The sequence below is a fragment of the Shewanella sp. SM32 genome (genome assembly GCF_025654235.1).
Lineage (GTDB): Bacteria > Pseudomonadota > Gammaproteobacteria > Enterobacterales > Shewanellaceae > Shewanella > Shewanella oncorhynchi.
In genome coordinates, this window is sequence record NZ_JAKKRO010000049.1 from 24,998 (window position 1) to 37,572 (window position 12,575).

Here is a 12,575-nt window from a genome sequence, read left to right on the forward strand (position 1 = left end):
TTTTATTAACATGAATGAGTAATGAAGTTTGTCGAGATAACACAATTTATAGGGTAAAACAGCGTTTAGGTTTAATACTCTTTTCAACCACAGTAAGTCACTAAATAGTTAGCTGGAGAGAAAAATGAAGGCCATGAATTTAAACAAAGCATTAAATAAAAAAGCTCAGGGTTTTACTCTGATCGAACTAATGATCGTCGTTGCCATTATCGGCATTTTGGCAGCTATCGCACTGCCTGCTTATCAAGACTATACAAATAAAGCCAAAGCCTCAAACGCAGTAGCATCATTAGGTGGACAAAAAATTAAGGTTGCTGAAGCCTTTACAACTACAAATGCTTTAGGATGTACTAGCGATGGGATTAATATTCCAAATTGTACAGGTCTAGGTATTTTAGCATTCACATATGATGGAATAACAGCGACTATAACTCCAACTGCACCAACCGCAGTGGGTCAAAACATTACTTGGGCATGTAAAATCTCAGGCACAGGTGCAGTAGCCATTAAAGGCTGTACGCTGTAGTTTCTTGCGAGGCGGCACATCAGAAACATTTATGCTGCCTCATTCTATATAGCTAACTCAGCAAAAGATAAATCAAATGCCGACTACGGGCCTTCATTTAGGATTATCCACTTTATTTATCCGTAAAGGCCTGCTAAATGAAGAGCAGATGGCTAACGCTATCACTAAATCTCGACAAAACAAACACGCCCTTGTAAGCACCTTAGTTCAAAGTAAGCTAATCTCTGCCCGTGCAATAGCCGAGCTTTGCTATGAGGAATATGGCACTCCACTGCTTGACCTTAATGAGTTTGATCTTGCCTCCATTCCTGAGGACTTCCTCAATAAAAAGCTGATTGAGAAACACCGCTGCTTGCCCTTATTTAAACGTGGGAATCGCCTCTATATAGGTACATCCGACCCAACCAATATTGCAGCCCTCGAAGATTTTCAGTTTAGTGCAGGCCTGCACGCCGAAGCGATTCTAGTTGAGGAAGATAAGCTCGCTAAAGCGCTAGAGAAAATTCTCGAAGAAGATATCAGCGGTCTCGATTTAGGCGGTATGGACGAGGCTGCGCTGGCAGCGATAGAAATTACTGATACCGACAGACGTAGCGAAGAATCTACTGGTGAGAGTAGTGACGATGCGCCCATTGTCATTTATATCAATAAAATATTGACAGATGCGATTCGCAAGGGTGCATCGGATTTACATTTTGAACCCTATGAGAAACGCTACCGTATTCGTTTCCGTATCGATGGTATTCTCCACGAAGTCTCTGAGCCACCTATTAGCCTCGCAGGTCGTTTATCGGCGCGTCTAAAGGTGATGTCGAAACTCGATATAGCCGAACGGCGGGTACCTCAGGATGGTCGAATTAAGATGAAACTGTCCCGCACTAAGTCTATCGACTTTCGGGTTAGTACTCTGCCGACCCTGTGGGGTGAAAAGATTGTAATGCGGATTTTAGACTCATCCTCCGCACAATTAGGCATTGAAAAGCTGGGCTACGAGCCCGACCAAGAAAAACTCTACCTTGAGATGTTAGCAAAACCCCAAGGCATGATTCTAGTAACGGGCCCCACGGGTTCTGGTAAAACCGTCTCACTCTATACTGGGTTAAATATTCTTAATACCGAAGAGCGTAATATTTCTACCGCTGAAGATCCGGTTGAAATTAACCTTGAGGGTGTAAACCAAGTTCACATTAACTTAAAAGCCGGCCTCACTTTCGCCTCCGCTTTACGTTCATTCCTACGCCAAGATCCCGATGTGGTGATGGTAGGTGAAATTCGCGATCTTGAAACCGCCGAAATTGCCATTAAAGCGGCACAAACAGGTCACTTAGTGTTATCGACCCTACACACTAACTCGGCCGCCGAAACCTTGACCCGTTTAATCAATATGGGCGTGCCCGGTTATAACATCGCCAGCTCAGTTAACCTGATTATTGCCCAGCGTTTAGCGCGTCGACTTTGCCCCGAATGTAAGCAAGCTGAAATCATCCCCGAGCATGAACTATTACGTTTAGGTTTTTCTCAAACACAAATTACCCAAGGCTTTACTACCTTTAAACCTGTAAGCTGCGAGCATTGCTCCGGCGGCTACAAAGGTCGGGTTGGTATTTACGAAGTGATGAAGATGTCCGATGAGATAGCCCGTACTATCATGGAAGGCGGTAACTCCTTACAAATCGCCTCCCAAGCTAAAGCGCAAGGGATGCGTGATTTACGTCAATCAGGATTATTGAAAGTGATCCACGGTGTAACGAGTATTGCTGAAGTCAACCGAGTCACGAGTTTCGACTAAACTCCATATCCACACAAAAGAATGGGCAATAAAACTACCACTTTCAATATTTATGCTTAATACTTAACATCCATATTAATAATCTTATACCCTTAATTTGATAAGAATTATCTAGGAAAAATTATGGCTACGGCAACCACAGCAAGAAAGCCTCGCGCCAATAAGAACGACAAAAAGAGCCAACCAAAAATTTATACCTTCGAATGGAAGGGGCTCAATCGTGATGGCAAAAAAACTGGCGGAGAGTTAAAGGGGACTACCGTAGCCGAAATAAAGAGTCAGCTTAAGCAACAAGGCGTTAACCCGAAGATTGTGCGTAAAAAAGCCTCACCATTATTCTCACGCAATCCTGATATTAAGGCCATGGACATCGCCATGGTGACTCGGCAAATCGCCACTATGTTAGCCGCAGGCGTGCCTTTAGTGACCACCATAGAAATGCTTGGTCGGGGTCACGAAAAGCAAAAAATGCGCGAACTACTCGGCACTGTGCTATCAGAAATTCAATCGGGCATTCCACTTTCAGACTCGCTACGTCCTCATAGACGTTACTTCGATGACTTATATGTCGACCTTGTCGCCGCTGGCGAACATTCAGGCTCGCTCGATGCGGTATTCGATCGTATTGCCACTTATAGGGAAAAAGCCGAGCAGCTTAAATCTAAAATTAAAAAAGCCATGTTTTATCCCGCTGCTGTAGTGGTAGTAGCGATTTTAGTGACCACACTACTACTCCTCTTTGTGGTGCCACAATTCGAAGAGATTTTTAATAGCTTTGGTGCTGAACTCCCTGCATTTACACAGTTCATTATTGGCATATCACGTTTTTTACAAAGTTCTTGGTATATCTTCTTTTTTGCCATTGTCATCAGTATTTGGTTGTTTGTACGCGCCCACCGTAACTCACAGGTCGTTCGGGATAGAGTCGATGAGTTGGTGCTCAAAATTCCCGTTATCGGTAATATTTTGCATAAAGCTGCCATGGCACGTTTTTCCCGCACCTTAGCCACGACATTTGCCGCTGGCGTCCCCTTAATCGATGGTATGGAATCTGCCGCTGGCGCATCGGGTAATGCGGTTTATCGTAAAGCCTTACTCAAAGTACGCCAAGAAGTGATGGCGGGTATGCAGATGAACGTGGCTATGCGCACCACAGGACTATTCCCCGATATGTTGATCCAAATGGTGATGATAGGCGAAGAGTCTGGATCACTGGATAACATGCTCAATAAAGTCGCCAATATTTATGAAATGCAAGTAGATGATGCCGTCGATGGTTTATCAAGCCTCATCGAGCCTATTATGATGGTGGTTATCGGGACACTTGTAGGTGGTTTGATTGTAGGGATGTACCTACCTATCTTCCAAATGGGAAATGTCGTAGGCTAAGGCTTCACTTAAATAATAGAAAATTTAATAACAAGAACCGCTAATGAATGAATTTATCTCTCTTTTGGGCCGCTCTTTTGATCAGAGTCCTTGGCTCTTTATTACGCTAAGCTTCATTTTTGCAGCCACCATAGGCAGTTTTTTAAACGTAGTGATCCACAGATTTCCTGTGATGATGAAACGGGAATGGCAGCAAGAATGTAATCAGTATTTACAGGAATACCACTCAGAGATAGTCACACAAATCGGTATTGATGAACTCAATAAACCTATAGATAGCTTCCCCGAAAAATATAATCTTGTGGTGCCGGGCTCTGCTTGCCCTAAGTGCAAAACGGCGATTAAACCTTGGCATAATTTACCTGTATTCGGCTGGTTAATGCTCAAGGGAAAATGCGCCGCTTGTCACGCATCCATTTCCGCCCGCTACCCAATAATTGAATTCGTCACAGGGCTACTTATCGCGACTTTAGCGTGGCACTTTGGTCCAAGCTGGCAATTTGTCTTTGCGAGCATACTGACATTTATACTTGTCGCCCTTACTGGTATCGATCTTGATGAGATGCTGCTGCCTGACCAAATGACGTTACCGTTACTTTGGCTCGGCTTGATCATCAATCTAAATCATACCTTTGCGAGCCCAACCGATGCCATTATCGGTGCGGCAGCAGGCTATTTAAGCTTGTGGTCCATTTTTTGGCTATTTAAGATCCTCACTGGCAAGGAAGGTATGGGCTATGGGGACTTTAAACTGCTCGCCGTTTTTGGTGCTTGGCTTGGCTGGCAAATGCTGCCGCTGGTGATTTTACTTTCGTCCTTAGTCGGAGCAGTTGTCGGCATCACTATGATTCTCAGTAAACGCCTCAAGCAAGGTAATCCAATCCCATTTGGGCCTTATATTGCTGCCGCAGGCTGGATAGCCCTAATATGGGGTCAACCTATAGTGGATTGGTACTTAAGTACGTTATAGAACAGGCTTCACTTAAGGATAACGGAACGTTCGCAAGCTCACTCACTGAACGCTTCGCTTACCGTAAGGGCGAAGCCCGTTCCGTAGACAGTAAGGACGAAGTCCGTCCTAGCAGCGTAGCGTACTTCATAGCTTTTAAGAGAGTTTTATGTCCAAATTTATTGTTGGTTTAACGGGTGGGATTGGTAGCGGTAAAACGACTGTTGCCAATTTATTCGCCGCAGAAGGCATTACCTTAGTCGACGCCGATATCGTTGCCCGCGACGTTGTCGCTCTGGGTTCAAAAGGGCTTGAGGCCATCGTTAGCCATTTTGGCATTGAGATGTTAACGCCTGAAGGTGAACTCGATCGCGCCAAACTGCGGCAACGGATATTTAGCCACCCTGAAGAACGTGAATGGTTAAACCAGCTATTGCACCCCATGATCCGCCAAGAAATGCTAGCGCAGGTAGAAAAAGCAACCTCAGCCTATGTAATTATGGTCGTGCCCTTGCTATTTGAGAACGGGTTAGATAGGTTAGTCAATCGGACTTTAGTGGTGGATATTTCGCCTGAGTTGCAAATCAGCCGCACCATAAAAAGGGACAATGTTGATGTATCTCAAGTAAATAACATCATTAACAGCCAATTGAGCCGCAGCGAAAAACTCGCCCGAGCCGACGACATTATTGATAATCAGGGAGAGATATCAACCTTAAAACGAGATGTGCTAGCATTGCACCAACGCTATTTACAACTATCTGGTACTCATAACGCCCATGACTGAATTAGTTTACGAACAGCCCCTAAACGAGAAAATTCGCAGCTACTTGCGGCTCGAATACCTCGATAAACAGCTGCAAAGTAACCTAAGCAATGACCACCAACATAGATGTTTTTATCCGCTGTTTTCCCTCTGTGAATTGTCTGAACGCTGCGATTATCGCAATGAAGTATTAAAAGATATTGAGCGGCACTTGCTGCAACTGAACAAATGGCAAGAATTAGATCACGTCGACCACCAGCAAATCAATATCTATATCAACGCCCTCACCCAAGCCCGCGAACCGTTACAAAAGCCTGAACGCTTCGGCAGCCAATTAAAACAAGACAAATTTATTTCCGCACTTCGACAACGCTTCGGCATGCCAGGTGCTTGCTGTAACTTCGACCTACCGCAACTGCATTATTGGCTATCTAAACCTTGGGAAGAAAAACAGCACGATTATCGCTCTTGGATAGCACATTTTGAACCTTTACTTACCCCGATCACGTTACTACTTCAACTGACTCGTAGCACGTCCCATTATGACAATGCCATTGCCCATGCAGGCTTTTATCAGGGCGACAGTGCCCAAGCACTTGCTTTGGTAAGGGTTAAAGTCGATGCTTCCCACGGGTGTTATCCTACGATTAGCGGCCATAAAAACCGTTTCGCTATCCATTTTGTGCAGTTTGAACAACAACGCCACTCCGACCGTTCAATTGATTTCTTACTGGCTACCTGTGCATGAAGCCTTTACACTAATGGCCTGAAAGACATTAGTATTGGCGGCCGCTTTATCGCCGTTAACCAAGAGAACAATTATGCCATTGACCGTTAACTGCCCTATTTGCAAAGCCCCTGTCGAGTGGGTGCCACAATCTGCATTTAAACCTTTTTGCAGCGAGCGCTGTAAGTTGATCGACCTCGGCGATTGGGCGTCAGAAAAACACGTCATCCCAGTCAAAGCCGAGTTTGATCCAGAAGCATTTGATGAATTTGATCTCGATGAAGGCGATTTTTTTAAAGAGTAATTTTGGGTTTACACACGAATCACTCAGCTCAAGCCTTTAATGCACCTACTTTTACCCACTCATTAATCGATAAATATTATGACTAAACGCATCCATGTTGCCGTCGGCATTATTACTAACTCGGCCGGTGAAATTCTGTTGGCAAAACGCCCAGATCATTTACATCAAGGTGGGAAATGGGAATTTCCTGGCGGTAAAGTTGAGACAGGCGAAACCGTCACTCAGGCATTGATCCGTGAACTCAAAGAGGAAGTCGCGCTCAATGTCACTGATAGTCAGCCATTTATGGCGTTGAGTTTCGATTATCCCGATAAACAAGTGCTACTCGATATCCATTCAGTCACCGAATTTAACGGCACAGCTCAAGGCCTTGAAGGTCAGCTTATCGCTTGGGTCACTAAAACCGACTTAACCAATTACGACTTCCCAGAAGCTAATAAGCCTATTCTTGAAAAAATTCTGGCTCAGTAATCCAGCAATTTACCTTATCCTCTCAATGTGTTCTATCCCCGAATCGCGATTCGGGGATGTGCTGTTTCAATGCCTTAACTCCGAAAAACATGTAATTATGTGATCGTTAAGCTTATAGATATTAGCAATGCGTGATCTTGCTTGCAGCAAATCAATTAATCGCTTTAATCGTATCCAGAATAATGTTTGAATCGAATTTCATTCTTTCTCTTCGATTTCGAGGGCGCATCATGCACAATAACGTTAAGGCATTCCTAGCCACTACCGCCTTATTTTTTAGTTGTCAGGTACTAGCCAATGGTGGCTGTGGATTTGAAGAACAACAACAGGGTTTAATTGCGACCTGCAGTGAGGAGAAACAAGAAGTGATTTTAACTGGCATAGTAGAAGCACAAAATTTAGTCACAGATCTCAATGAGTTTGCTGAAGGGTATAAAACCTATCAAGTCGATACCACTGCAATCACCCCACTTAAAAGCATCACTAAACCTACAGAAATTGTAGTGATCATTGGTACTTGGTGCCCAGATTGTCACCGGGAAACACCGCGCTTTATCCGTATTATGGAAGAAGTCGCTAATCCCAATATTAAAGTGACCTATATTGGTGTCGACCGAACGAAAAAAGATCCCGAAGGCTTAGCCGCAAAATACGACTTTACCCGCATTCCAACCTTTATTGTACTGCAGCAAGGTAAAGAAGTTGGCCGCATCGTAGAGCGTCCAACGGTTTCCTTAGAAAAAGATCTCGCCGATTTATTGAAATAATCGCCACAGTACAAACAATAAAGGCCGCATCGCGGCCTTTGGTTTTTATCATGTTTTAATAAAATATTAGCTGACTTCGTCAATAATCCGCTGAGCTAACATCACTAAAACACCTTCACGTAATGCGCCGCCAGATAAGGCTAAATGCTCGATCCCCAGCAACTCAAACAAAGCCAATAGAATAGCGACACCCGCAGCAAAAGTCGGTGCCCGCTCGCTACAAAGCCCAACAATCCCCATTAAGCTAATATCTTCTTGAGCGAGGATCTCAGCCTTCAACTGAGTAAGCACATCGAGTGTGATAGTTTCAGATAACCCTCGGTGTAGTAACACTTCTACCACGGACTGTACAGCGCCGGAGGCACCAACGACACAATGCCAACCAAGATCACGTAGGGTTTGTCTATGCTCTGCTAATGCGATTAGCACTTGCTGCTTAGCATCATCAAAATCTAACTGCTGCAGCGGCAAACTGCTGAAAAATTGGCGATTATAAGTCACACTACCAAAGGGTAAACTGGTTTTGAACAGCACTTGATGCCCATCGCCAATGATAAACTCTGTACTCGCCCCACCGATATCAATAACCAAGCGACGGCCTTGACCACAAGTGGTCGCCACCATACCTTGATAGATGAGCTCTGCTTCACGCATACCAGAGATAATTTCGATCGGATGACCTAAGAGTGGCAATGCACGCTGATTAAACTCATCAGCATTGCTAATACTGCGAAGAGTTGCAGTTGCAATCACAGCAACATGGTTTGCTTCAATCTTATGTTGCACCAACATCTGGGCAAACATACTCAAACAGTCGAGGCCGCGCTGCATGACATCGGGGCTTAATTTGCCATCGTTGCCTATGCCTTCGGCGAGCCTCACCTTGCGTTTATATTTCGCAATAATATGCGGCTGACCACCACGCGTTTTGGCGATCAGCATATTAAAACTATTTGAGCCTAATGTTATAGCGGCATAAGCGGGTGTTGGCATTTACGAATGTCTACGTGTCCTATCATGACGAGGAGGGCGAGCACCACTGCGTTGAGCACCTGGGCGGCTTGCCCCTGAACGATCACGCAAGTTTCGAGTGCCGCTAGGGTGTTTACGGTGGATCTTCGCTGGCGTAGGAATATCGGCCAGTAAAGCTTCACTATCGTAGTTACTTACTGGAATCGAATGGTTGATGTAGCTTTCGATTGCAGGCAAGTTCAATGCGTACTCTTCACAGGCAAAGCTTATCGACATGCCTTTGTTACCCGCACGACCAGTACGACCGATTCGGTGAACATAGTCTTCGCAATCATCAGGTAAATCATAGTTATACACGTGTGAAACGTCAGAAATATGTAAACCACGAGCCGCTACATCGGTAGCAACCAATATATCTAATTGACCACTGGTAAATTGCTCAAGGATACGAATACGCTTTTTCTGTGGCACATCACCCGTTAATAAACCCACACGATGTCCGTCACCTTCAAGCCAAGACCAAAGCGTTTCACAACTGTGCTTAGTGTTGGAGAAAACGATGGCTTTTTCTGGCCAATCTTCTTCAATCAAGGTCAACAGCAAACGCATCTTCTCTTCTTGGGAAGGATAGAAGATTTCTTCTTTGATGTTTTTGGAGGTTTTTTCTTCGGGGGCGATTTCGACTTTAACGGGCTCATTCATATGATCATAAGCCAGCTCTTGTACTTTCATCGACAAGGTTGCCGAAAATAGCATATTAAGACGTTGATTTGCCTCAGGCATGCGTCTAAATAAGAAGCGGATATCTTTAATAAAACCAAGATCAAACATACGATCGGCTTCATCAAGTACCACAGCCTGAATTGAATTCAAGCCAATAATACCTTGGCGAACGTAGTCGATAATTCGACCCGTTGTACCAATCAAGATATCAACACCTTGATCTAATACTTTACGCTGCACATCATAACTTTCACCGCCATAAACAATACCCACCTTTAAGTGTGTGTGCTTAGCGAGTAAAATCGCATCTTTGGCAATCTGAATCGCCAGTTCGCGAGTCGGGGCCATAATGATGGCGCGGGGCTGATTAATCAGTCGACCTTCAGGTATGGGAGTCGATAATAAATGATTAAACGTGGCGACCAAAAAGGCCATTGTCTTACCAGTGCCCGTTTGTGCTTGGCCTGCGATATCTTTTGATTGGAGTAATACAGGCAGTGATAACGCCTGGATCGGCGTACAAAATTCGAAGCCGTTCTCGGCAAGGGCCTGTTTAACCTCAGGATGTAGAGGTAGGTCGGCAAACCTTTGGGTAGATAGATGTGTTTCGCTCATAGCGCAAGCTTACCTGTTGAGGTTGCAATAAGATACTCGATCGTTTGAAATAGCCACATTGTAAAAAGGTAACTTGAAAAGCTATTTTTCAGCCCCAATATACATGGTAAGCCATTAACAAACCAGCAATGGCACCCAAACTGGAGAACATCATGAGCGATAAAATTATATACCTGAGTGACGACAGCTTCGAAAACGACGTATTAAAGTCTGATTTGCCAGTATTGGTAGACTTCTGGGCCGAGTGGTGTGGTCCTTGTAAAATGATCGCTCCAATTTTAGACGATGTGTCTGAAGAATATGCAGGTCGCTTGACTATCGCTAAATTAAACGTTGACCAAAACAATGTTTCTCCAGCGAAATATGGCGTTCGTGGCATCCCAACTTTACTGCTATTCAAGAACGGCGAATTAGCCGCGACTAAAGTTGGCGCACTCTCAAAAACGCAATTGAAAGAGTTTATTGACGCTCAAATCTAATTTGACGTCGTAATGAGTGACCTCCGGCACAAGCTATAAATTAATTGTGCCGGAATTTCCCTAAATTTCTGGACGCCCCGCTTTGTTAGTGCTACTTTAATAACCAGATTCTTTCTAATAACCTCTTCTCGCTCGTCAATCACTATCCTGAATTACATCCTTACTGATTGATCGCGGTAAGCTTTGTCGCGTAACACAAGACCCCCAAAATGAACTTAACTGAATTAAAAGACACGCCGATTTCTGACCTAGTCTCGCTAGCTGAAAATATGAAGCTCGAAAATATGGCCCGCGCTCGCAAGCAGGACATTATTTTCTCAATCCTTAAAGCCCACGCAAAAAGTGGAGAAGACATTTTCGGTGGTGGGGTATTAGAAATACTCCAAGACGGTTTCGGCTTCTTACGCAGCTCAGACGGTTCTTATTTAGCTGGTCCAGATGACATCTATGTCTCACCAAGCCAAATTCGCCGCTTCAACATGCGAACGGGTGATACCATTTTTGGTAAAATTCGCCCACCAAAAGAAGGCGAGCGTTATTTTGCTCTATTGAAAGTCAACGAAGTTAACTTCGATAAACCAGAAAACTCCCGTAATAAAATCCTCTTTGAAAACTTAACCCCACTCCACGCAGAAGAACGTATGCGTATGGAGCGCGGCAACGGCTCAACTGAAGATATTACCGCACGTATTCTGGATTTATGCTCACCGATTGGTAAAGGTCAACGTGGTTTGATCGTTGCACCACCAAAAGCCGGTAAAACGCTATTACTTCAAGGTATTGCTCAAAGCATCAGCTACAACAACCCAGAAGTGGTGTTGATGGTATTACTGATCGACGAACGCCCAGAAGAAGTAACTGAGATGCAGCGCCTCGTTAAAGGCGAAGTTATCGCATCAACCTTCGATGAGCCAGCCAGCCGCCACGTTCAAGTTGCCGAAATGGTGATTGAAAAAGCAAAACGTTTGGTTGAGCACAAGAAAGACGTCGTTATCTTACTCGATTCGATTACCCGTTTAGCCCGTGCCTATAACACTGTTATCCCATCATCGGGCAAAGTGTTAACGGGTGGTGTGGATGCTAACGCCCTGCACCGTCCAAAACGCTTCTTCGGTGCGGCACGTAACATCGAACACGGCGGCAGCTTGACCATTATCGCCACAGCCTTGGTTGATACGGGTTCTAAGATGGACGAAGTGATCTACGAAGAATTTAAAGGTACAGGTAACCAAGAGCTACATTTGTCACGTAAAGCGGCAGAAAAGCGTGTGTTCCCAGCTATTGACTTCAACCGCAGCGGTACCCGTCGTGAAGAAAAACTCACGACTCAAGAAGAACTGCAAAAAATGTGGATCCTGCGTAAGATCCTCAATCCTATGGATGAAGTCAGCGCAATGGAATTCTTAATCGATAAATTGGCGATGACCAAGACTAACGAAGAGTTCTTTACCGCCATGAAACGCACTAAGTCTTAAGCCATACAAGATTGCATGAATAATAAGGCCGCTCACTGAGCGGCCTTTTGTTTATGTATTAAAAAAAGCCGCGGGTGCGGCTAATCTTGATTCAAGCGACTTAATCAAGCACAGGTAAGTAACTGAGCACTAACTGATCTCGACTTAACTGGCTATCAATGATCTCACCTACTGTGCCATTGTTTAACTTGATGGCAAGCGTGGCCTCCCCGGCTTGCGTCTTAAAGGTTTCCATCTCTTTAATTCGGTTAATCAGCGCGAGTGCTAAGGTGTTTTCTGCGGTTGCCGCGTACACTCGGCCATTTACCGTCACTTCTGCTTGAGTAGCCAATGCTGGGCCAGCTAAACGAATACCAACATATTCACGCCATACCCCCGAATTCAACCCCGAAGTGCGACACTCGACAATTAAGCAGCTAACTGGTGAAACACCACGGCAGGCTGCTTAAACTTCAAACACTTTTTGGGTCGATAGTTAATTCTATTCTGAGCAAATTCGATTAATTCATCACTCACTAGCCTCAAATCAACCCCTTTTTTGACGTACTGCCGCAGTAATCCATTGGCGTTTTCATTCGCTCCTCGTTCACAAGAACGATAAGGGTGCGCAAAATATACCTGTG

14 protein-coding genes and 1 pseudogene are annotated in these 12,575 nt (G+C 44.6%); 11 read left to right on the forward strand and 4 right to left on the reverse strand.

Annotated elements, in window-relative coordinates; translation table 11 throughout:
• Positions 1-124: 124 nt before the first annotated feature.
• The 9 genes from L5M10_RS24175 (at position 125) to L5M10_RS17405 (ending at position 7,688) form a co-directional block, all read left to right on the forward strand.
• Positions 125-526, forward strand: a complete 402-nt coding sequence (locus tag L5M10_RS24175; RefSeq protein ID WP_317630149.1) for a prepilin-type N-terminal cleavage/methylation domain-containing protein — start codon at positions 125-127, stop codon at positions 524-526.
• A gap of 76 nt (positions 527-602) precedes the next feature.
• The gene (pilB, locus tag L5M10_RS17370; RefSeq protein ID WP_263255669.1) at positions 603-2,315 is read left to right on the forward strand and encodes a type IV-A pilus assembly ATPase PilB; all 1,713 of its coding nucleotides are present in this window, start codon (positions 603-605) and stop codon (positions 2,313-2,315) included.
• A 123-nt stretch (positions 2,316-2,438) separates the two neighbouring features.
• Complete coding sequence (locus tag L5M10_RS17375; RefSeq protein ID WP_263255670.1) at positions 2,439-3,704, forward strand: type II secretion system F family protein; 1,266 nt, start codon at positions 2,439-2,441, stop codon at positions 3,702-3,704.
• A 43-nt stretch (positions 3,705-3,747) separates the two neighbouring features.
• The gene (locus tag L5M10_RS17380) at positions 3,748-4,674 is read left to right on the forward strand and encodes a prepilin peptidase (RefSeq protein ID WP_263255671.1); all 927 of its coding nucleotides are present in this window, start codon (positions 3,748-3,750) and stop codon (positions 4,672-4,674) included.
• A gap of 148 nt (positions 4,675-4,822) precedes the next feature.
• Positions 4,823-5,440 (forward strand): dephospho-CoA kinase, encoded by a 618-nt coding sequence (coaE, locus tag L5M10_RS17385; RefSeq protein WP_263255672.1) that lies wholly within the window; start codon positions 4,823-4,825, stop codon positions 5,438-5,440.
• A complete protein-coding gene (gene zapD, locus L5M10_RS17390) occupies positions 5,433-6,167 on the forward strand; it encodes a cell division protein ZapD (RefSeq protein ID WP_198573099.1) in 735 nt (244 codons plus the stop codon). The genes coaE and zapD overlap by 8 nt, the downstream gene beginning before the upstream one ends.
• Positions 6,168-6,240: 73 nt before the next feature.
• Entirely contained in the window at positions 6,241-6,450 is a 210-nt protein-coding gene (yacG, locus tag L5M10_RS17395; RefSeq protein ID WP_006083355.1) for a DNA gyrase inhibitor YacG, read from the forward strand.
• Between the two features lie 78 nt (positions 6,451-6,528).
• Positions 6,529-6,921, forward strand: a complete 393-nt coding sequence (gene mutT / locus L5M10_RS17400; RefSeq protein ID WP_131523409.1) for an 8-oxo-dGTP diphosphatase MutT — start codon at positions 6,529-6,531, stop codon at positions 6,919-6,921.
• 230 nt (positions 6,922-7,151) lie between these two features.
• Complete coding sequence (locus L5M10_RS17405) at positions 7,152-7,688, forward strand: thioredoxin family protein (RefSeq protein ID WP_263142934.1); 537 nt, start codon at positions 7,152-7,154, stop codon at positions 7,686-7,688.
• A gap of 66 nt (positions 7,689-7,754) precedes the next feature.
• Here L5M10_RS17405 and L5M10_RS17410 read toward each other — a convergent pair whose 3' ends face one another.
• Both L5M10_RS17410 and rhlB read right to left on the reverse strand, forming a co-directional pair.
• A complete protein-coding gene (locus tag L5M10_RS17410) occupies positions 7,755-8,681 on the reverse strand; it encodes an exopolyphosphatase (RefSeq protein ID WP_113940795.1) in 927 nt (308 codons plus the stop codon).
• Positions 8,682-9,998, reverse strand: a complete 1,317-nt coding sequence (gene rhlB / locus L5M10_RS17415) for an ATP-dependent RNA helicase RhlB (protein WP_063884693.1) — start codon at positions 9,996-9,998, stop codon at positions 8,682-8,684.
• Positions 9,999-10,150: 152 nt separating this feature from the next.
• Between rhlB and trxA the strand changes: the two genes are divergently transcribed.
• A complete protein-coding gene (gene trxA / locus L5M10_RS17420; protein ID WP_105250415.1) occupies positions 10,151-10,477 on the forward strand; it encodes a thioredoxin TrxA in 327 nt (108 codons plus the stop codon).
• 209 nt (positions 10,478-10,686) lie between these two features.
• Positions 10,687-11,952: a transcription termination factor Rho gene (gene rho, locus L5M10_RS17425; protein WP_011787892.1), complete on the forward strand. Its 1,266-nt coding sequence runs from the start codon at positions 10,687-10,689 to the stop codon at positions 11,950-11,952.
• 100 nt (positions 11,953-12,052) lie between these two features.
• On the opposite strand, the gene L5M10_RS17430 is transcribed toward rho, so the two are convergent.
• Positions 12,053-12,337 carry a hypothetical protein gene (locus L5M10_RS17430; protein ID WP_263255673.1) on the reverse strand — a complete coding sequence of 95 codons (285 nt, stop codon included), beginning with the start codon at positions 12,335-12,337 and terminating at the stop codon, positions 12,053-12,055.
• Positions 12,338-12,360: 23 nt separating this feature from the next.
• Positions 12,361-12,575: pseudogene (locus tag L5M10_RS17435) on the reverse strand (IS30 family transposase); the annotation flags it as partial.